Source organism: Allobosea sp. 05T438 (assembly GCF_056396025.1).
The window spans coordinates 15,549-35,255 of sequence record NZ_JBFTKQ010000027.1; the positions used below are offsets into that span (position 1 = coordinate 15,549).

Here is a 19,707-nt window from a genome sequence, read left to right on the forward strand (position 1 = left end):
TGCGATGACCCAGTCTCCCACCATCGGCTTCATCGGCCTCGGCGTCATGGGCGGGCCGATGTGCCGCAACATGGCGACGAAGCATGGCGGCATGGTCCTCGCCAGCGATATCAACCGCGCGAGCTTCGACGAGGCTCTGGGCGGCACGCCGGCCCAATGGTGCGCCGCGACCGCCGACATTGGGCGCCAAGCGAGCGTGATCTTCTTGTCTCTGCCGGGCGGGCGCCAGGTGCACGAGGTCTGCCTGGGAGAGGGCGGCATCGCGGCGCATGCAGCGCCCGGCACGGTCGTCGTCGATCTCAGCACGACGGCGGTCGCCGAAGCGCGCGAGATCGCTGCGGCACTTGCGCAGCGGGGGCTGGCCTTCGCGGATGCCCCGGTCGCCCGCACGCGGGAGGCTGCCCGCAAGGGTGAGCTCAGCGTTATGGTCGGTGCCGAGCCGGAGCTCTTTGCGCGGATCCGCCCGTTGATCGCGTACATAGCCACCGACATCACTCACGGGGGAGGGGTCGGTACCGGGCAGGTGCTGAAGCTCGTCAACAACATGCTTGTGTTCGAGCATGTGGTCGCGCTCGCGGAGATGATGGTCGTGGCGCAGCGGGCCGGTGTGAATCCGGAGACTATGCTCGACGCCGTCTCGAAAGGCTCCGGTGACAGCTTCGTGCTGCGCAATCACGGGCGCAACGCGATGCTGCCACGGCAGTTTCCGGAAAAGGCTTTCCCGCCGGAATACGTGCTCAAGGACATCGGCTACGTGCTCGAGCTGGCGAGGGATTCCGGCGTCGAGGCGCGGATGGCCGAACTCGCCCAGCGCTACTACCGGGCGTCGGCGGCGGGCGGTGGCAGTGGCCGCTATTTCCCGGGAGTAATTGAGCTGATCGAAGCCGGCGCCGCCCTGCCGGTGGCGGGCGATGCGGGCGCAGCGTCATGAGCGGGCTCGCAGGCGTGCTTGGCGACCTGACGTCGCTTGCGTGGGCGGGCCTGATCGCCGGTTGCCTGTATGCGCTCGGCGCTCTCGGCCTCGTCATGATCTTCAAATGCTCGCGGGTGGTGAACTTCTCTCACGGGAATGTCGCGGGACTGGCGGCATTCCTAGTCTACGGGTTTTCGACCGGAGCGCTATTGAATTTGTCCTGGGGCTCGGCGGTGCTGATGGCGCTGGTGATCATCGTCGCGCTCGCCGCGCTGACCTATGCGTTGATCTCGCCGCTTGTGTTCGAGTCCGATCTGACCGGGACGATCGCAACGCTTGGGGTCGGTCTGATCGTGCAGGGGCTGATTCAGCTGATCTTCGGCGCGGACATCGTCAATCTCGATTTGCCGATCCCGCGCTGGAGCACGGCGATTCTTGGCCAGCGCATCACATCCTACGACCTGACCATCCTGGCCGCGACGCTCGTCATCGTGGCAGKGCTGTTCCTGGTGATCGATCGGACGCGGCTCGGCATTGCCTTCCGCGCCGTTTCGGCCAATCCCTTCGCGGCACAGATCTGCGGGCTCAACCTGCGCTCGGTCCATGTCTTCGCCTGGATGGTGTCGGCGATGCTCGGCGTGGTGGCGGCGCTGCTGATCGTGCCGACCACCTTCCTCAGCTCGACGACCGTCTCCTCCTTCATGCTGCAGGCCTTCGCTGCGGCGGTTGTCGGCGGCTTCAGCAGCCTGCCCGGCACTCTGTTCGGCGGCATGCTGGTCGGCATTCTGGTCAATCTCTTCACGTTCTATGTCTCGCCCGAGTTCAGCAACACCTTCCTGCTCGTGCTGATCCTGCTGACGCTGAACCTCTTCCCCAACGGTTTGCTGGAGAAAGCGGTGGGCTCCCGTGTCTGACGAGGTTCTGTCGATGGCGGCGGCGTCGCCGCGCGCGTCCAATCTGATGCGGGTGCTCCCCGTCGCCGCACCCGTGGGCGTGGCGCTGGCGCTCGCTGCTCTGCCGATCGGGCTGCAGGGCTTCTGGCTCTACAGCCTCGGTGTCTGCTTCGCCAATGCGCTCGGCGTGCTCGCGGTTACTTTTCTCGTCCGCTATGGCGGCGAAGTCTCGATCGGCCACAGCTTTTTCGTCGCGGCCGGCGCCTATGCGGTCGCCATGGCCGATCGCTGGTACGGCATTCCCGCCACCGTCACGGTGTTGCCGGCGGTCGCGATTGGCGTCGTGTTCGGCATCGCCTTCGCCTATCCGTCGCGGCGTCTCTCCGGAATCTACCTCGCCGTGACGACGATGGCGGTGGCGCTTGCTCTGCCAGAACTGATCCTGCAAGGCGGAGTGTGGACGGGCGGATTCGAAGGACTCTATGTCTCCCGAAACATCGTTCCGTCGCTGCCCAAGCCACTGCAGCAGTACTATTTCTCGCTGATCCTGCTCGTTGCAGCGGTTTGTCTCGTCGCCCGACTTCGCCAATCCAGGCAAGGGCTGGCCCTGCTGACTGCCCGCTCGCACCCCGCCGCAGCCGAAGCCTTTGGCACGCGCCGCGGCTGGGCACGGCTGGCCGTGATGGGGATTAGCGGAGGCCTAGCCGCCGCATCCGGCGCAGCGCTCGCTTTCACGAGCTCGACGGTTTCCCCCAACAGCTTCACCTTATGGACCTCGATCTTCCTGCTCGTCGGTTCCGTCGTTAGCGTCTACGGGCTGAGTTTCGTCAGGGCTCTGCTCGGAGGGGCCTTCGTCACGCTCGTGCCGCAAGTGCTAGCGGGTGCGGGTGACTGGATCCCGGTCCTGTATGGTGTGGCGCTGCTCGGTTTCATCCTCGCAGGCCATTTCGTGCCGCGGCTACGCACGGCCGGGAGGTCGTCATGAACGAGAGCGCACCGCCACGGCTCGAGGCGCGGGAGGTGTCGCTGAACTTCGGCGGCGTCACCGTCCTCAAGGAACTCGACGCCGTGTTCGAGCCCGGCAAAGTCACCGGGCTGATCGGCCCGAACGGGGCAGGCAAGACGAGCTTCTTCAATTGCCTCGCCGGTCTTTACCAGCCGCAGCGGGGGCGCATTTCGTTCGGCGACATCGATCTCGGCGCGCTCAGAGCCAGCGAACGGGCGCAGCACGGCATGGCGCGCAGCTTCCAGCATGTCGCGCTCTGCCCGGATCTGACTGCGATCGAGAACGTAATGTTCGGCCTCGGTCGGAACGGTAAGAGTGGCTGGGCCGGTGCGCTGCTCGGCCTGCCCTCGGCGCGCAGGGAGGAGGCGCGGGCGCGCGCCGCGGCGGCACAGGCCCTGCGGCGGCTCGGCATCGGCGATGCCGCGAACCTTCTGCCGGCCGAACTGCCGCCCGGCGTGTTGCGGCTGGTCGAAATCGCGAGGGCGATCGTCGGTTCGCCGCGCATTCTGCTGCTGGACGAGCCGGCGGCGGGTCTGAACGCGGCGGAGACCCGCGAACTCACGCTCGCGCTGCGGGAACTGGTCAATCCGCAGCTCGTCATGGTCGTCGTCGAGCACGACATGGATCTGATCATGGCGATCTGCGACCGGATCTACGTGCTGAATTTTGGCCAGCTCATCGCCCATGGCACGCCGGAGCAGATCCAGCGCGATCCCGAGGTGGAGCGCATTTATCTGGGAGCGGAGGATGACGAAGCTGCTTGAGGTCTCGGGGCTGACCGCGCGCTATGGTCGCTATGTCGCGGTCAGCGCTGTCGATCTGGAACTTGGCCTCGGTTCCGTCGCCTGCCTTCTGGGCGCGAACGGCGCAGGCAAATCGACGACGCTGAAGGCGCTCGCCGGCCTGGTGCCGTCGGAAGGATCGGTGCGTTTCGACGGCGAGGAGATCGGCCATCTCTCGACCCAGCAGCGGGTGAGGCTCGGCATCGTCTACGTGCCGGAAGGCCGGCAGATCGTAGCTCCGCTCACCGTCGGCGAGAATCTTGCCCTCGGCGGATACCATGTCGACGCCGCGACGAGCGCGCGCCGCCAGCGGATGGTTCTCGAACTTTTCCCCGAGATCGCCAACCGGGTGAACGGGCCGGCCTGGATGCTCAGCGGCGGCGAGCAGCAGATGCTCGCGATCGGGCGGGCGCTCATGGCGGGGCCGCGGCTGCTGCTGTTGGACGAGCCGTCTCTCGGGTTGGCGCCATTGCTGGTCAAGCGGGTCTTCGAAAGGCTGGAGACCGTGCGAAGCCAAACCGAGCTCTCGATCGTTTTGGTCGAGCAGAATTTCCGCATGAGCGTGCAGTTGGCCGAGGAGGTCTACTTCATGCGAGGAGGCCGCGTGCTCAACCGACAGCCCGCGAGCGGGCTACGCAGCGCCGCAGCTCGGCAGCAGGCGATCGCCAGCTATCTCGGACCCGCCCAGAGCGCCGCCTGAAGACACACGTCGGATAGTACATAATGCATTCAAGGGGTGCTGCCATGCAGGCTGCCGAGGCTCCGGCCCCGTTCGAACTCTACGCCATTCGCTATGCCACCAACCAGCGGCGCACCCGCGGGCAGAATTTCATCCTCGAGACACGACCTGACGAGCCGCAGCCACTCGACTTCTACAGCTGGGTCGCGATCGGCCCTGCCGGCACGTTCGTCATCGACACGGGCATGGCGAAAGCCAAGGCCGAAAGGCACGGACACGAATTCCTGCATTGCCCCGTCGAGAGCCTGCGAGCGCTCGGCGTCGAGCCGGCCGAGCAGGAGCGCGTCATCATCACGCATCTCCATTACGATCATATCGGCCATGTCGGCGCATTTCCGAACGCAGTGTTCGAGCTGCAGAAGGCGGAGATGGACTATGTCGTCAGCCCTTTCATGCAAAAGGCATGGTGCCGAAGGGCTTACGAGCCGGATGAACTGGCTGGTTTCGTCGACTTGCTGCACCGCGACAGGCTGATCTTGCATGGGCCGGACAAGACCATTGCTCCGGGGCTCTCGGTGCATCTGGTCGGCGGTCATTGTGCCGGGCAGGAGCTCGTCAGGGTCTGGACCCGCCGGGGTTGGATCGTGCTCGCCTCGGACGCGCTGCATTACTATGAGGAGTTCGAGCGCGGCGTGCCCTTCAGCGTTGCCTTCAACGTCGCAGATATGGTGACCGCGCATGACCGGATCCGTGAGCTCGCTGACTCCGATCAGCATGTCGTCGCGGCCCATGATCCCCGGGTGATGGAGATTTATCCGGCCGCCTCCCCGGAGCTGGCCGAGCGGATCTGCMGGCTCGACTAGAATTGCCGCCTAGGCAGGCGAAGTCAGTCCATTGACTATCACGAATTAAGATGCATTGTGCATTCTTAGTTGAGCCGCATCGGCGGCAAGGCGCCAGGAATTGTGGATCGCCAGGGGACGTGTCGCGTCCAGGCCAGACTTGAACAGAGGAAGAAACCCATGAGTGCCGTCGAGGCCGTCGCCAACAACAGCAATGTCGGATCCGCCCCGGCGGAAGGTAAGATCACGGACCAGGCGGTCGCCGATGCGCGTGCGATGATCGGCCTGCAGCTGCGCCCAGAAGGTCCGTATCTCCAGGATGCGACCGCCGACACGCTGCGCAATTTCTGCAATGGCATCGGCGACCTCAACCCGCTGTATCGCGAAGGCGAGTACGGCCGCGTCAGCCGCTACGGCACGCAGCTGGGCCATCCGATGTTCCCGATGGCCTTCGGCTGGGTCGGCCGCACGCGCTGGGGCCTGCCCGGCGTTCACGGTTTCTATGCCGGCAATGACTGGGAGCTGTTCCGCCACATCCGTCCGGGCGACCGGATCATGGCGATCGAGCGGGTGGTCGGCGTCGAGGAGAAGGAGAGCAAGTTCTCCGGCCGGCTGGTGCTGCAGTATGTCGAGGCGAGCTACAGCAATCAGCGCGGCGAGCTCGTTGCCCGCGCGCTCGGCACCTGCACCCGTCACGAGCGCAAGGCCGCTCGCGATGCCGGTAAGTATGCGGACATCAAGCCCTACGAGTATTCGCCCGAGGAGTTCGAGAAGATCGATGCGGCGATCCTCGACGAGGACAGGCTGATCCGTGGCGCCAATGTCCGCTACTGGGAAGACGTCACCGAGGGCGAGACATTGCCGAGCATCGTGCGCGGCCCGCTCTCGCTGATGGACACGATGGGCTTCCTCGTCGGCTGCGGCCGCGGCCACACCCATGGCGTCGTCCTGAAGGCGGCGGTGAAGCACCCCGGTCATTTCTTCCGGAACCCGGAGGCCGGCGGCGGCATCGAATATACCGGTATCGGCCATCACCGCGAATCCGTTGCGAAGGAAGTCGGCGTGCCCGGCACCTATGATTACGGCCCGCAGCGCTCCTCCTGGATGTGCAGCCTCGTCACCAACTGGATGGGCGACGCCGGCTTCCTCAAGCGCGTCCGCACTGAGATGCGCCGCTTCAACACCATGGGCGACTGCACCTGGTGCAAGGGCAAGGTCGTCAAGAAGTACATCAAGGATGGGCATGCCCTGGTGGACATCGAGATCTGGGGTGAGAACCAGCGCGGCGAATTGACCACCCCCGGCCTCGCCACGGTCGTCCTGCCGTCGCGCAGTGCCGAGCTGCGCGTCGCCTTCGACGGTTCCGCGCTGGACCTCGACCTTCCTGTCGTCCGCTGAGAATGGTGCCGCCGGTGTCCGCGCCCCGTAGCCAGAAACCGCTCGAAGGAACGCGCGTCGTCGAGTTCTCGCAAGGGGTCGCGGCCGCCTATTGCGGCCGTATCCTGGCCGTGCTCGGCGCCGAGGTCACGCTTCTGGAGCCGCCGGGCGGGCACAGGCTCCGGTCCGAGCCGCCTTTTCTCGATGCGGCCGCGACCAGCAGTGCATTGTTCGCCTATCTGGCGGCGGGCAAGGTCAGCCGCATCTACGAGCCCGATGATGCATTAGGGGTCGTACCGGACGATCTGCTCCGGGAAGCCCATGTCTTCATTCACGATGTGCCGGCCGCGGATACCTGGCAGTACGGGCTCGATCCCGACACGATGGCGCAGCGCTTCCCCGCGCTCGTCAACGTCTCGGTCCTTCCCTTCGGGGCTTCCGGCCCGAAGGCGGACTGGCGTGCGGAGGAGGTCAATCTCATCCATGCCGCCGGCGAAGGCTATCTGCTGCCGAACGGGCTGTCGGTCGAAATGTTTCCGGACCGACCGCCCTTGAAGATCTACGGACATTTCGCCGAGATGCAGGGCGGCATCGCCGCCGCCCTCGGGGCCCTGTCCGCGCTTTGGGCGGGCAATGGCCAAAGCGTCGACGTGTCCGCCCAGGACGCTGCGCTGGCGGTGGGATGCTTCGCCATCCAGCGTCTCGGAGACGGCTCCGTCGAACACAGGGCCGTCCGCTCCTTCAAATACGGCGGCGTCCTTGAATGCCGGGATGGCTTCGTGGAACTGCTGACTCTCGAGGAGCGGCAATGGCGTGGCCTCGTCGAACTCATGGGCAGGCCCGAATGGGCGACCGATTCCGCGCTTGAAGACGGGCTGGAACGTAGCCGCCGCGGTCCGGAGCTAAACGAGCGGATCCGCGCCTGGGCCATCGAGCACGATGTCACGGAGCTGGTGACTCGTGCGCAGACACTCGGCGTGCCTATGGCGCGCTACAATTCTCCCTCCGACGTGCTCAGCGGTCCGCATGAGCGCGCCCGAGGCCTGTTTCAGCCGGTCGACGTCAGTTCGGGAGGTGCGCTGCCGATGCTGGTGGCACCGTATCATTTCGGGGGGGCGCCGCTGGAATTGACACAAGGCGTGCCGCAGCTTGGGGCCGGCGCGAAGCCGCAGGCCGTGAGTGGAAAGGTGAGGGCCGCTGGATGAAACCTCTTGCCGGGGTCCGCATCGCGGACTTCACAGTACATGCCGCAGGCCCCTTCTGTACCCACATGCTGTCTCAGCTCGGGGCGGAGTGCATCAAAATCGAGAGCGCCCTGCGCCCGGACATCTTCCGCAAGCCCCACCCCGTCTATGGCCGCAATGGCCCCGCCAGCTTCGACCAGGTGGCGTCGAACAAGCTTTCGGTGCGCATCAACCTGAAGAATCCCGATGGGATCTCGCTGGCTAAGCGCATCGTCGCCACGTCAGATGTCGCCGCGGAGAGCTTTCGTCCGGGCGTGATGGCTCGACTGGGGTTGTCCTACGCCGAACTTCGCGCGGTGAAGGAAGACATCGTCATGGTGTCGGTTTCCTCCTCCGGCCAGTCCGGACCTGACTCCCATTTTGCCGGATATGCCCCGCTCTTTGGGGCCTGGGGCGGCCTCGGCTACCTGACCGGCTATGCGGATGGCCCTCCGGTGGAAATGCGTCATGTGATGGACCATTCCGTCGGCCTCAACGCCGCCATGGCGACTGTCGCGGCGCTGCTGCAGCGCCGTCGGACGGGGCAGGGGACGCATGTCGACGTGGCGGCGCGCGAGGTCGCGTCCGCGATGGTCGGCGAGGCGTTGCTGGAGACCGCGGCCGGCCGCATGCCAGTGCGTGTGGGAAATGCCGATCTGCGCATGTCGCCCCATGGCGTGTTCGCGACGCGGGTGCCCGATCGCTGGTTGACGATTGCCGTCGCCGACGACCAGCAATGGCTGGCGCTAGCCGAGCTCATCGGCGGCTCGGGTCGATCCGTCGATCCGGCTTACGCATCGGGCTCCTATCGTCTCGCGCACGCCGACCTCGTCGATCAGATCGTCGGAGACTGGGCTGCCAAGCAGGATGCCGGAGAGGCCGCGACGCTTCTGCAGAGCCGAGGCATTCCGGCGCATGTCTCCTGGACGACCGAGGACATCGCCGCCGATCCGCATCTGCGCGCGCGCGGCGCCATCGTCGACGTATGTGAGCCGGACGGGCGGGTCCGGGCGGCCATCGGCGTGCCGGTGCGGTTCTCCGAGACGTCGGAGGTTGGCATCGTCCGAGGCACGCCCAAGCTTGGCGAGGACGAGGACTACGTCTTCGGCGAGATACTCGGCATCAGCACGGCGGAGCGTCGGCGCATGGTCGATGCCCAGATCATTTTCTGAAGCGAGCAGCGCGCATGAATGACGTATCCCTGAGTTCAGGATCGCAGCAGGATTGGTCGAGTTGGATCGGGAAACGCGAGACGGCCACCGACCTGATCTCGGCCGTGCGCGTGCGTGATCTCGCCGCGACGCTGGGGCATCCGGCGCCGGCCAAGGCGTCGGCGCTGCCGGCGGGCTGGCATTGGATCTTTTTCAACGGGTTCGTCCCGATGAGCGAGGTCGGGCCGGACGGTCACCCCAAACGCGGCGGCTTCCTGCCACCCGTGCCGCTGCCGCGGCGCATGTGGGCGGGCGGACGCATCGAATATCTCCACCCGATCCCTATCGGCATGGAAGCGACGAAGACGAGCGAGATCATCAAGATCGAGCAGAAGTCGGGTCGCCGAGGGCACCTCGTCTTCGTTACCGTGCAGCATACGATCGCCGTCGCCGGCAAGAGCTGTGTCGTCGAGGAGCAGGACATCGTCTATCGCGAACCGGCGCAGCTCGGTGGGCCGGCGCTGGTGCCGGAGCCAGCCCCGATGGCAGCCAACTGGGGCTTCGACGTCCATCCCGATCCTGTGCTGCTGTTCCGCTACTCCGCGCTGACCTGCAACGGACATCGCATCCACTATGACCGCGCCTATGCGCAGGACGAGGAAGGCTATCGCGACCTCGTCGTGCACGGGCCGTTGCTTGCGACGCTGCTGCAGGATCTGGCGCGCGCGTCGCGGCCTGCGGCGCGCATGCGGGAATTCAGTTTCCGCGGGTTGGCGCCAACGTTCGTCGATGCCTCTTTCCATGTCGAGGCGGCGGCTGGCGAGACCGAGAACACGATGGCGCTGTGGATCCGCGACAAATCCGGCGGCCTCGCCATGCAGGGCAACGCCGTCTTCACCTGAACCTCGCATCTTCTGCCGGAATCCCGACATGAACCGCTCCATCCTCTCCGGCAAGACCGTGCTCGAAATCGGCTCGATGTTGGCGGCACCATTTGCCGCACATATCCTGGCGCAGCTCGGTGCCGATGTGATCAAGCTCGAATCCCCGGTCGGCGATCCGACGCGCAGCCTCGTTCGCGGCGGCCCCAGCGGCACTTACATCGCCTATAGCCGCGGCAAGAGAAGCCTTTGCCTGGATCTCGCCTCGGAGGCGGGGCGCGAGGTCTTCCGCCGGTTGATCCCCACCGTGGACATCGTCCTGCACAATCTGGCGCCCGGCGCGGCTCGACGCCTCGGGGTGACGTATGAGCAGTGCGCCGAGCTCAATCCGGAGATCGTGTTCTGCCATATTCGGGGCTACAATGATGGCCCTCAGGCGGATGAGTTGGCATCCAATCCGATCGCGGAGGCGGCGACCGGCGTGATGCATGAGCACCGCATCGATGGCCGGCCGACGCGGCTCGGACCGTCCTATCACGACCAGTTCGCCGGCTGCTATGCCGTCATCGGAATCATGGGCGCGTTGCTCGACCCGCGAACCGGGGCTGCGCACAAGAAGGTCGAAGTCGGCCTTTACGAGGCCGGCCTTCATGTGGCGGCGCGCGACTTCGCGGGCATCCAGCTCAAGATGCATCTCACCGGCCGCCCCGATCCGGAACCGTCGGGCGAGTTCAGCATGCCCGGCTACGGCGCCTATCAGACCTCCGACGGGCGCTGGATCTATCTCGTCATGCTGACCGACCGGCACTGGAGCGATTTCTGGGCCGCCATGGCCGAAGCCGTCGATCAGGAATTGGCGACGCTTCGGCAGCGCAAGAAGGAACGCGAGCGCGTGGAAGCGCTGATGCGAGAGACCGTCGGGCGCTGGAGCTTCGACGACATCGCGGCGAAACTCACCGCAGCGCGGTTCGGCTTTACGGAGGTGCTGGCGATGGATCGCGTTCTTGACGCGCCTCAGGCGCGCCATGGCAACAAGCTGGCCCGGCTCGATTTCCAGGATTTCGACTTCGCCTTGCCGGAACTGCCTTTCCAATCGGAGGGCGAAGCCCCGACGGATCTGCCGCCTCCGCTGCTGGGTGAGCATAGCGGCACCATCCTGCGTTCGCTGAGCTTCAGCGATGCCGAGATCGAATTCGCCATCGCCTCCGGGGCGGTGCGCACACCGAAGGCCGGAGTGCCGGTCTGGGCTCCGCTGCGCGCCGCAACGGCGTGAGCACCGACCGATCTCCAGGAATGCGAGCGATCTGATGCCTGAAGACAGAAGCTTGCTTTTCGTTCCGGGCGATCGACCGGAGCGTTTTGAAAAGGCTGCGAGCGCAGGGGCCGATCGGATCGTGATCGACCTCGAAGACGCCGTGCTGCCCGAAGCAAAGGCGGTCGCCCGGGACAACGTCGCGAACTGGCTCTCGAAAGAGGGGCCAGTTCAGGTCGCGGTGCGTGTCAATGACACCGGCACCAGCTGGTTCAGTGAAGACATGGCGCTCGCCGTGTCGCTGCCAAGGGTAACAGCCATCATTCTCCCAAAAGCGGAGAGAAAGGCTACCGTCGAGGCTGTTGCCGCTCGCTTGAACCGGGGCCAGCAACTCATTGCGCTCGTCGAGACGGCGGCCGGCTATGTCGACCGCGTCGAGATCGCTCGGGCTCGCGGGGTGGGCCGCCTAGCCTTCGGTTCTGTCGACTTCTGTGCCGATACCGGGATGAAGGATCTGGGTGACGACCTCAATGGTATCCGCATAGAGCTCGTCATAGCGAGCGCCGTCGCAGGCTTGCCGGCGCCGATTGAGGGTGTGACGCTTTCGGTCAGGGACGCTGCCGCGCTCGACCTCGATATTGCGCGCGCAACGCGTCTCGGTTTCGGTGGGAAGCTTTGCATACACCCCAGTCAGGTCGCGCCAGTGAACGCTGGTTTCTCGCCGAGCGCCGAGGAGTTGGTCTGGGCAGAACGCGTCATCGCCGCTGCCAGTCTGCAAGGGGCGACCGTGGTCGACGGCAAGCTCGTCGACAAGCCGGTGATGGATCGGGCCAGGAAGTTGCTAGCGGCCCGTGCTTGAAGGGGTTCTACGGCCGGGTCGTCTCGGACTGCTGCTGCGGGCGCAACAGTTTCCAGACACCGCTTGCCATCGCCACGACCCTGTCATCGACGACCAAGGTGCCTCGCAGGAACATGATGCTGCTGGTGCGGCGTATCAGTTCCGGCTGGAGCGAAACGACCTCACCGATCTGCACCGAACTGACGAAATGAACATCCAGCTGGGCCGTTGCCTGCGCCAGCTCGCCGGTCGCATGGCGTGCATACATTCCGAGCGCCCGATCGGCATAAGCCATCAAGACGCCGCCCTGCACGACACCACGGCGATTCCGATGCTTCGGCTCGGCACGAAACGCCAGGATCGGCCCCTTCTCCGTCATCCGCTCCCAGAAGGGGCCGATAAACTCGATAAAACCTTCGTCCTGATGCTGGATCCAGTCAGATGAGGGGAATTCGTCACCAAGCAACCTGCCGTTCTCCTGATCGCGCCGCGTATTCGGACTAACATAAAGCGGCCCCGCCAGAACTCGCTATCGCTGCCGATTCCTGGGCTGGGTCCGGCCGAGCCGCCATCAACTCAGCGCTTGGAGGCCTTGCCGCTGAGCGTCCGTGAGAGTTGCTCGGCCGTCGGGATAAGTATGTTTCGCATGCGCTCGATCGCCTCCTCTGTGAAGCGCTCGCCCGGACCCGATAGCGAGATGGCGCCGGCGATCCTGCCATCGGGTCCAAAGACAGGGGCTGCGACCGCTGCGCAACTGGGATCGCGCTCACCATGCGAAACGGCGTAGCCCGCCTGCCGCAAGGTTTCGAACTCTGGAGGGCGCTTCGCATCGAACGCCATCAGAAGTTTCCCGGGAGCCCCGCGATCGAGCGGAAGGACGGTGCCCGGCTCCAGTCGATCAACCGTGGAATGGCGTGATATCACGCGAAACATGCAGATTCGCGTGTTCGGACCGTGCCGAACATGGAATGAAGCGCTCTCGGTGCCTGCATCAACGAGGTCCTGCAAAACAGGCATGACTTGGCGCTGCAATGGGTTCTGATGTTCGTAGGCAAGACCGAGCCGATAGGCCGACGGTCCCAAAAGATAAGTCCCGTCGTGCAGGCGCGAGGTAAATCCGCCGCTCTCAAGCGTTCCGAGAAGTCGGAGGATCGTTGATTTGTGAAGCTCTGTCGCGCGCGAGATTTCGGCGAGCGAACTGGGCTCGATTTGATCGGCGACTGCCATCAAAACGCTGAAAGCGCGCGAAACGGCGGCCACGCCATCGTGCTGGGAAGCGGACTTCTCGGTGATTATGGCCGACAATGACGCACCCTGTCGATGGCGACGAAACGGTGAAGCGCGCGGCGGTGAAGCGCTTTAGTGCCGCAGCACGATAGGATACGGCCTAGCATGGTCACAGGCCGAGATAGATGCTTTTTGACTGCTGGTACAGGCGCATGCCCGTGATTCCCTTTTCGCGGCCGACGCCACTGTCTTTAAAGCCGCCGAATGGCGTCGAAATGCTGAGCTGCTTGTAGGTGTTCACCCACACGGTTCCCGCCTGCACCGCAGATGCCACCCGCAAGGCCTTCTTGTAGTCAGCGGTCCAGATGCCACAGGCCAGGCCGAAGGCGCTGTCATTGACTTGAGCGATGAGATCGTCCTCGTCGTCAAAGGGCAAGATGCAAAGTACGGGCCCGAAAATCTCTTCGCGGCAGGCGCGTGCCTGGTTGGTCAATCCCGCAATGACCGTCGGGCGGTAGAACGCTCCAGACGCCAGACCAGCCTCGTCAGGGCGATGTCCTCCGGCGACGACTTCACCGCCTTCCGATCGAGCGGAGCTCACGAAGTCCTCGATGCGCTCGCGGTGCTGGAACGAGGCGATCGGCCCCATCCGGCTCTCGGGGTCCGTCGGCAAGCCGACGCGGATGCCGTCGGCGCGGCGTCTCATCCCTTCAATCGCCCGATCCAAAATCGATCTGTGCACGAACATGCGAGATCCGGCGACACAAGATTGCCCACTACCTTCGAAGATCCCTCCGGCGACGCCATTCAGCGCTGTCTCGATATCCGCATCCGCGAAGACAATGTTCGGTGATTTTCCGCCAAGCTCGAGGACCACGGGAACGAGTCGATCTGCAGCAACGCGGCCGATGGCGCGTCCGGCGCCGACGCCGCCGGTAAAAGAGATCATGCGCACATCGGGGTGATTGATGAGCGGAAGGCCGGTTTCCTGTCCGGTGCCGGTCAGCACGTTCAGGATGCCCGGTGGGAGACCCGCCGCAAGGGCGATCTCAGCGACTTGCAGGGCCGGGCTTGGCGTAACTTCCGACGGCTTAACCACGACCGCATTGCCGGCCGCAATGGCAGGCGCGATTTTCTGCGCCTCCATCGTCAGCGGCGAGTTCCACGGTGTGATCGCCGCTACGACGCCGTATGGCTCGTAGGTCGTCATAGACAGATATTCGCCACGAGGTGGCGTCAGCTCGGATACGAGCGTTTCGCAAACCGCGCCGTAGTACCTGAACGTGGCGGCCGCGCTGGCGACTTGAGCACGGCATTCAGCCATGACTTTGCCATTCTCGCGCATTTGGGCTTCCGCAAGACGTTCTGTGTTCTTCGTCATGCCATCGGAAATCGCATGCAGGAGTCGGGCTCGCTCATGCGGCCGCAAGCGCTTCCAGGACGGTTGCTGCGCGGCGCGGCGACCAATCTCGATGCAATCTTTCACGTCATCGGCGCTTGCGGAAGCGACGCTGTAATTGGCCGCGCCGGTCGCGGGATTGCGCGAGACGAAGGCCGCAGCCGAACCCAGTCGCTTCTCGCCTCCGACGAAAAACGGGACGGTGTCGGAGCCGGCATTGCCCGAATGGCTTGATACCTGCTCGGTTATCGGCGAGCATGCTTCATCAGACCGCAGAGGCATCGACGCTTCCATTTCTGATATTCTGTTCTGCGAAACGGTCATTTCATTATCCGGTTTGCGCTATCGAGGCCATTCATCAGTCACGCGGCTTCCGGACGAAGAGCGGCAGAGTCGGCTCGGAGCATGTCGGCGGCCTTCTCGGCGATCATCAGCGTGGTGGCGTAAGTGTTCGCCGAGGGCATGCTGGGCATGATGGAGGCGTCGACGACGCGAAGGCCGCTCGTTCCGTGAACCCTGAGCTCATCGTCCACCACGGCCTGCGGGTCGCTAGCGGGGCCCATCCTGCAGGTGCCGATCAAGTGGAAGGCGGTGCTTCCGTTCGCGTAGGCGAAGTCGAGGAGCTCGTCGTCCGACTGGACCTGTGGGCCGGGGAGGGTTTCAGCGGTTACGAATTTGGCCAGCTCAGAGGATGCCAGCAACCGGCGGACCAGGCGAAGCCCGACGATCGTCACGCGCTTGTCCGCGTCGGACGCCAGATAGTTCGGCTGGATGATCGGATCCTCGAAGACGTCGGCCGATCGGGCGTGGACATGGCCCGTGCTCTCGGGCCGATGCGGCCACAGGCCCGCCGTTACGCCGGGATAGTCATCTAGCACGTAGGTCTTGCCCTGCGCGTACGAGCCCGGCGTGAACACGCATTGAATATCAGGGGCGTCCAGTCCCTCGAACGTCTTCCAGAACACGAAGACCTGAGATGGGGACGTTGCCAGAATGTTGGGGCGCCGTAGTGCCCAACGTGCAATCTGGCCGCCAAGCCGGACGCCTCGCGAAAGCTCGTTCAGCGTCACGGTGCCGGGCTTGGCCCGCATGACGGCGCGGACTGCATAATGATCCCTGAAGTTGGCGCCGACACCCGGGCGATCAACCACGACCGGCTTGCCGATGTTCCCGACGAGCGCGGCTGGGCCCACGCCCGAAACCTGAAGCAGGCGCGCCGAATTGACCGTGCCGGCGCATATTAGAACCTCGCGCCTGGCCCGGACCTCCTGAGGAGCGCCACGGCGCTCGCGCAAGAAGGTCACGCCCACAGCGCGTGTGCCCTCGAACAGGATCGAGCTCGTTCGGGCGTTCGTTAATACCTCGACATTTCGTCTTTTCGACGCCGGATGAAGGAAAGCCCTAGCGGCGCTAACCCTCAACCCATTCGAGATCGTGCGCTGGAAATAGCCGACGCCGGTTTGCTCGCCATTGTTGTAGTCGCTGTTGAACGGAATGCCGGCCGCGATGCAGCCCTTGATGAAGGCCGCCGAAACGGGGTGCAGCCAGTCCATGGGCGAAACCTTGACGGGGCCGCCATTCTCCTCGCCCGCGACGCCGATCCGGCTGACGGAGCGCCTGAAATAGGGGAGCACGTCCTGCCAGCCCCAGCCGCGATTTCCGCGCTGGGCCCAGCCGTCGAAGTCGGCGGGCTGGCCGCGGTTGTAGACGCAACCGTTCACCGAAGATCCGCCGCCGAGCGTTCGGCCCTGCGTAGTGCTGATCGTCCGTCCGCCGGTGCGATCGGTCGGCTCTGTCTTGAACTGCCAGGTGTAGGCCGGATCGAACAGCGTCTTGATGTAGCCCGCCGGGATATGGATGTAGGGGCTGAGGTCGCGGGGCCCGGCTTCGAGCACGCAGACAGTCGTCTTGCCGTCTTCCGAAAGCCGATTGGCGAGCACCGACCCGGCCGCGCCCGCCCCGACGATTACATAATCGAATTCCAACGCCATCCAGGCTTTTCCTCACAACCTGCCGACGCCCAACTGGCGCTTGGCATGCCGCTCTATGAAATGTCCGTTTCAAAAAACGGCATGGCCCTTCTTGACGCCCATTCTTCAAAAATGCAATACGCATTTCACAGAATAGAACGATATGGGAGGTTGGACATGACGATTATGCGTAGCGGATTGAGCCGGAGAAGCTTTCTCGCGACCTCAGCGGCAGCAAGCGCCGTCATCGCGTCGCCGCGACTGGCGATGGCGCAGGGCGCCCCCGGTATCGATGTGGCCAAGAAGACTGTCCGCGTCGGCGCGTTCGCGCCTGTGACCGGGCCTGTCCCGTTTTACACCGTGATCAACCACGCCTCCGAGGCGTATTTCCAGGAGCTGAATGCCAAGGGCGGCATCCAGGGCTGGAAGGTCGAGTATGTCGTTCGCGACGACGGCTACGAGCCGGCACGAAGCGTCGCGGTCACGCAGCGCCTAATCGAGGACGACAAAGTCTTCGCGCTGGTGGCGAGCAACGGCACGGCGCAGAACGTCGCGATCATCCCGCTTGCCAAGCAGCACAACCTTCCGATCGTCGGTCCGTCCGGCGGATCGCCGAAGCTGGTGGCCGAGCCGAACATCTTCCCGCTGCTGCCCGACTACGCGCTTTCGGGGTCGGCGTGCACGGAATACGCCCTCAACGTTCTGAAGAAGGACAAGATCGCGCTTCTCTGGGAGAACGACGAGCTCGGACGCGCCGCCAAGCGCGGCATCGACCTCTATCTGAAGTCCGTGAACAAGGAGACGATCGTCGACGCGTCCTTCAACGTGCGGTCGACGGATTTCTCTGCCCAGGTTCGGCGTGCCGCGGAAGCCAATGCCGATGTCACGATCATCTTTGGCTCGAACGCCAACCTCGCCTCAGCGCTTAGGGCGGCCAACACGCTCGGATACAAGTGCGACTGGTTCGCCCCGTTCTTCACGGCCGACCCCTCGACTTACGGGCTGGCGAAGGACCTGCTGAACGGCGTGCACTTCTCGTCGTGGCTGATGCCGGTCGATGCCGACAACGCCAACGTCCAAGCCTACCGCGAGGCCATCGGCAAATACTATCCGAAGGATCCGATGGGTGTCTTCGGACTCAATGGCTGGACGCAGGCTTCGCTTTTCGCGGCGGCCTTCGAGCGCATGCTGGCCGCTGGCGGGACACCCAGCCGCGAGGGGCTGATGGACGCGCTGAACGGCATGTCTAACGTCGCCGTCGGGGCCTCGAAGAACGTGACCTTTACGAAGGACGACCATCGCGGGACGCGTCAGGAGACGATGATCCAGGCGCAGGACGGCAAGTTCAAAGTGGTGCGCGACTTCACGCCCTATCCGTCCGTCGTCTTCAACGCGAAGCCGGAATGAGATCGCGATGATCTCGTTGCTTTGGCAGGGCACTGTCACCGGGCTCTTGTATGCGATCGCGGCCATGGGCCTCGTGATGATCTTCAAGAGCTCGAAGATGGTGAATTTCGCACATGGTGCCATCGCTGGCCTGAGCGCCTTCGTCGTCTATGTGGCGACGACGGGATCGCTGGGCTGGCCCTGGCTCGCAGGCGTCGCGTTGGCGCTGGTCGTAGCGATCGGGGTCGCCAGCTTCGCCTATCTGGCGATCGCACCGCTGCTGAACGACTCCGACTCGTTGAAGGACAACGCGACGACGGCGACCATAGCGACATTGGGCTTCGGTCTGATGATGGAGGGGATCATCCTCTGGGCCTTCGGCTCGAACATCGTCAGCCTGGATCTCCCCCTGCCGGCCTGGTCGACCACCGTCGTCGGTGTCCGGTTGTCGAGTTACGACGTCGCAGTTCTCATTGTCACCGCTATCGTGGTGGGAGCGCTCTTCTGGCTGATCGACCGGACGCGCCTCGGCATCGCCTTCCGCGCGGTGTCGACACGCCCGTTTGCGGCGGCGGTTTGCGGCCTCAGCGTCAGGAAGGTGCACCTCTTCTCTTGGGTCGCCTCGGCGATCCTCGGAGTCGTGGCCGCGCTTCTTATCGTGCCGACGACCTTCCTGTCGTCGACTACGGTGGCGACGTTCATGCTCCAGGCTTTCGCGGCCGCGGTGATCGGCGGCTTCGAGAGCCTTCCCGGAGCGGTCGTCGGGGGCATCCTGGTCGGCATCGCCTCGAACCTCTTCACCTTCTACGTGGCGCCGGAGTTCATCAACTCGTTCCTCCTCGCGCTGATCCTGCTGTCGCTGAGCTTCTTCCCCGGCGGTATCCTGTCCAAGACGGTAGGTGCCCGTGTCTGAGGTGCTGCTTTCCTCCACCAGCGGCTCGAAAGGGGCCGCCCGGCCGCGAGGGTTCTCGGTCGTGCAGGCCGAGATCCTCGTGGTCCTCGCCCTCGCGGCGCTGCCGTTCTGGCTGTCCAATTTCTGGACCTACACGCTCTCTCTCACGCTCGCGAATGCGATCGGCATCCTGTCCGTCAGCTTCCTGATCCGCTACGGCGGGGAGGTCTCGATCGGCCAGAACTTCTTCGCCGCGGGCGGGGCCTACGCGGTCGCGATCTTGCAGACGCGGTACGGCGTGCCGTTTCCGATCGGGGCCATCGTGGGAACCGTCGCGGGGGTGCTGACCGGGCTGGTCTTCTCCTGGCCCTCGCGCAATCTCTCGGGCGTCTATCTCAGCGTGGCAACGCTGGCTCTGGGGCTCTGCGTTCCGGAAATCCTGTTGCAGTGGTCTTCCGTCACAGGCGGCTTCGAGGGCCTCTATGTCGAGCCGAACCTCATCCCCGGTCTTGCGGCAAGCGTTCAGCAATTCTACGTCGCGCTCGCCGGACTTGCGATAGCCGCGATCGCTCTCGCCCGCTTCCGTGGCTCCCGCTATGGGCTCGCGCTGCTGACGGCGCGCTACAATCCCAAGGCGGCCGAAGCCTTCGGCATGTCCCTCCCACGGGTGCGGTTGCTCGTCTTCGCGGTCAGCTCTGGCATCGCCGGGTTCGGCGGCAGCGTGCTGGCCTTCGCATCGTCGACCGTATCGCCCAACAGCTTCTCCTTCTGGACGTCCGTCTATCTGTTGGTTGGGGCGGTCGTCAGTCTCTATTCGACGCGGATCATCGGCGCGGTGGTGGGCGGAATGTTCATCACGCTGGTTCCGCTGCTCATGTCCGAATACGGCGAGATCGTCCCCATCATCTACGGGCTCGCATTGTTCGGTGTGATCTACATGGCGAATGTCGTCGTGCCTTCAATCCAGGCGGCGATCCGCCGGCGAAAGGCCTGAGC

Annotated in this window: 19 protein-coding genes; 15 read left to right on the plus strand and 4 right to left on the minus strand. The window is 64.6% G+C overall.

What is annotated here, in order from left to right; all coding sequences use genetic code 11:
- The first annotated feature begins 4 nt into the window (after positions 1-4).
- The 12 genes from AC1DIN_RS27315 (at position 5) to AC1DIN_RS27370 (ending at position 11,858) form a co-directional block, all read left to right on the plus strand.
- Positions 5-931, plus strand: coding sequence for an NAD(P)-dependent oxidoreductase (locus AC1DIN_RS27315; protein ID WP_476812021.1), 927 nt, complete (start codon positions 5-7; stop codon positions 929-931).
- Entirely contained in the window at positions 928-1,827 is a 900-nt protein-coding gene (locus tag AC1DIN_RS27320) for a branched-chain amino acid ABC transporter permease (RefSeq protein ID WP_476812022.1), read from the plus strand. The genes AC1DIN_RS27315 and AC1DIN_RS27320 overlap by 4 nt, the downstream gene beginning before the upstream one ends.
- Positions 1,820-2,791, plus strand: a complete 972-nt coding sequence (locus AC1DIN_RS27325) for a branched-chain amino acid ABC transporter permease (protein WP_476812023.1) — start codon at positions 1,820-1,822, stop codon at positions 2,789-2,791. The genes AC1DIN_RS27320 and AC1DIN_RS27325 overlap by 8 nt, the downstream gene beginning before the upstream one ends.
- A complete protein-coding gene (locus AC1DIN_RS27330; protein WP_476812024.1) occupies positions 2,788-3,576 on the plus strand; it encodes an ABC transporter ATP-binding protein in 789 nt (262 codons plus the stop codon). The genes AC1DIN_RS27325 and AC1DIN_RS27330 overlap by 4 nt, the downstream gene beginning before the upstream one ends.
- Positions 3,560-4,294, plus strand: a complete 735-nt coding sequence (locus AC1DIN_RS27335; RefSeq protein WP_476812025.1) for an ABC transporter ATP-binding protein — start codon at positions 3,560-3,562, stop codon at positions 4,292-4,294. Before AC1DIN_RS27330 ends, AC1DIN_RS27335 begins: the two co-directional genes overlap by 17 nt.
- Positions 4,295-4,338: 44 nt before the next feature.
- Positions 4,339-5,136 (plus strand): N-acyl homoserine lactonase family protein, encoded by a 798-nt coding sequence (locus AC1DIN_RS27340; protein WP_476812026.1) that lies wholly within the window; start codon positions 4,339-4,341, stop codon positions 5,134-5,136.
- 159 nt (positions 5,137-5,295) lie between these two features.
- The gene (locus AC1DIN_RS27345; RefSeq protein WP_476812027.1) at positions 5,296-6,513 is read left to right on the plus strand and encodes an FAS1-like dehydratase domain-containing protein; all 1,218 of its coding nucleotides are present in this window, start codon (positions 5,296-5,298) and stop codon (positions 6,511-6,513) included.
- Between the two features lie 14 nt (positions 6,514-6,527).
- Entirely contained in the window at positions 6,528-7,697 is a 1,170-nt protein-coding gene (locus AC1DIN_RS27350) for a CoA transferase (protein ID WP_476812028.1), read from the plus strand.
- Positions 7,694-8,887 (plus strand): CaiB/BaiF CoA transferase family protein, encoded by a 1,194-nt coding sequence (locus tag AC1DIN_RS27355; protein WP_476812029.1) that lies wholly within the window; start codon positions 7,694-7,696, stop codon positions 8,885-8,887. Before AC1DIN_RS27350 ends, AC1DIN_RS27355 begins: the two co-directional genes overlap by 4 nt.
- A gap of 14 nt (positions 8,888-8,901) precedes the next feature.
- The gene (locus AC1DIN_RS27360; protein WP_476812030.1) at positions 8,902-9,768 is read left to right on the plus strand and encodes an HTD2 family dehydratase; all 867 of its coding nucleotides are present in this window, start codon (positions 8,902-8,904) and stop codon (positions 9,766-9,768) included.
- 28 nt (positions 9,769-9,796) lie between these two features.
- A complete protein-coding gene (locus tag AC1DIN_RS27365; protein WP_476812031.1) occupies positions 9,797-11,020 on the plus strand; it encodes a CaiB/BaiF CoA transferase family protein in 1,224 nt (407 codons plus the stop codon).
- A 34-nt stretch (positions 11,021-11,054) separates the two neighbouring features.
- The gene (locus AC1DIN_RS27370) at positions 11,055-11,858 is read left to right on the plus strand and encodes an HpcH/HpaI aldolase/citrate lyase family protein (protein WP_476812032.1); all 804 of its coding nucleotides are present in this window, start codon (positions 11,055-11,057) and stop codon (positions 11,856-11,858) included.
- A gap of 7 nt (positions 11,859-11,865) precedes the next feature.
- Here the strand turns inward: AC1DIN_RS27370 and AC1DIN_RS27375 are convergent, their stop codons facing one another.
- From AC1DIN_RS27375 to AC1DIN_RS27390, 4 genes are all read right to left on the minus strand, one after another.
- Positions 11,866-12,303, minus strand: coding sequence for a PaaI family thioesterase (locus AC1DIN_RS27375; protein ID WP_476812033.1), 438 nt, complete (start codon positions 12,301-12,303; stop codon positions 11,866-11,868).
- A 110-nt stretch (positions 12,304-12,413) separates the two neighbouring features.
- Complete coding sequence (locus AC1DIN_RS27380) at positions 12,414-13,142, minus strand: IclR family transcriptional regulator (RefSeq protein ID WP_476812034.1); 729 nt, start codon at positions 13,140-13,142, stop codon at positions 12,414-12,416.
- A gap of 91 nt (positions 13,143-13,233) precedes the next feature.
- Positions 13,234-14,787 (minus strand): aldehyde dehydrogenase, encoded by a 1,554-nt coding sequence (locus AC1DIN_RS27385; RefSeq protein WP_476812035.1) that lies wholly within the window; start codon positions 14,785-14,787, stop codon positions 13,234-13,236.
- Between the two features lie 38 nt (positions 14,788-14,825).
- Positions 14,826-16,454 (minus strand): GMC family oxidoreductase, encoded by a 1,629-nt coding sequence (locus AC1DIN_RS27390; protein ID WP_476812036.1) that lies wholly within the window; start codon positions 16,452-16,454, stop codon positions 14,826-14,828.
- 156 nt (positions 16,455-16,610) lie between these two features.
- Between AC1DIN_RS27390 and AC1DIN_RS27395 the strand changes: the two genes are divergently transcribed.
- From AC1DIN_RS27395 to AC1DIN_RS27405, 3 genes are read left to right on the plus strand one after another with little or no spacing between them, the layout of a single operon-like run.
- Positions 16,611-17,840, plus strand: a complete 1,230-nt coding sequence (locus AC1DIN_RS27395) for an ABC transporter substrate-binding protein (protein ID WP_476812037.1) — start codon at positions 16,611-16,613, stop codon at positions 17,838-17,840.
- A gap of 7 nt (positions 17,841-17,847) precedes the next feature.
- Complete coding sequence (locus AC1DIN_RS27400; protein ID WP_476812038.1) at positions 17,848-18,732, plus strand: branched-chain amino acid ABC transporter permease; 885 nt, start codon at positions 17,848-17,850, stop codon at positions 18,730-18,732.
- Positions 18,725-19,705, plus strand: coding sequence for a branched-chain amino acid ABC transporter permease (locus tag AC1DIN_RS27405; protein ID WP_476812039.1), 981 nt, complete (start codon positions 18,725-18,727; stop codon positions 19,703-19,705). The genes AC1DIN_RS27400 and AC1DIN_RS27405 overlap by 8 nt, the downstream gene beginning before the upstream one ends.
- Positions 19,706-19,707: the final 2 nt, after the last annotated feature.

Coding starts and splice junctions, on each gene's coding strand:
- AC1DIN_RS27315 (WP_476812021.1), top strand. CDS start 5: ATGACCCAGTCTCCCACCATCGGCTTCATCGGCCTCGGCGTCATGGGC.
- AC1DIN_RS27330 (WP_476812024.1), top strand. CDS start 2,788: ATGAACGAGAGCGCACCGCCACGGCTCGAGGCGCGGGAGGTGTCGCTG.
- AC1DIN_RS27335 (WP_476812025.1), top strand. CDS start 3,560: ATGACGAAGCTGCTTGAGGTCTCGGGGCTGACCGCGCGCTATGGTCGC.
- AC1DIN_RS27345 (WP_476812027.1), top strand. CDS start 5,296: ATGAGTGCCGTCGAGGCCGTCGCCAACAACAGCAATGTCGGATCCGCC.
- AC1DIN_RS27355 (WP_476812029.1), top strand. CDS start 7,694: ATGAAACCTCTTGCCGGGGTCCGCATCGCGGACTTCACAGTACATGCC.
- AC1DIN_RS27360 (WP_476812030.1), top strand. CDS start 8,902: ATGAATGACGTATCCCTGAGTTCAGGATCGCAGCAGGATTGGTCGAGT.
- AC1DIN_RS27365 (WP_476812031.1), top strand. CDS start 9,797: ATGAACCGCTCCATCCTCTCCGGCAAGACCGTGCTCGAAATCGGCTCG.
- AC1DIN_RS27370 (WP_476812032.1), top strand. CDS start 11,055: ATGCCTGAAGACAGAAGCTTGCTTTTCGTTCCGGGCGATCGACCGGAG.
- AC1DIN_RS27385 (WP_476812035.1), bottom strand. CDS start 14,787: ATGACCGTTTCGCAGAACAGAATATCAGAAATGGAAGCGTCGATGCCT.
- AC1DIN_RS27390 (WP_476812036.1), bottom strand. CDS start 16,454: ATGGCGTTGGAATTCGATTATGTAATCGTCGGGGCGGGCGCGGCCGGG.
- AC1DIN_RS27395 (WP_476812037.1), top strand. CDS start 16,611: ATGACGATTATGCGTAGCGGATTGAGCCGGAGAAGCTTTCTCGCGACC.
- AC1DIN_RS27400 (WP_476812038.1), top strand. CDS start 17,848: ATGATCTCGTTGCTTTGGCAGGGCACTGTCACCGGGCTCTTGTATGCG.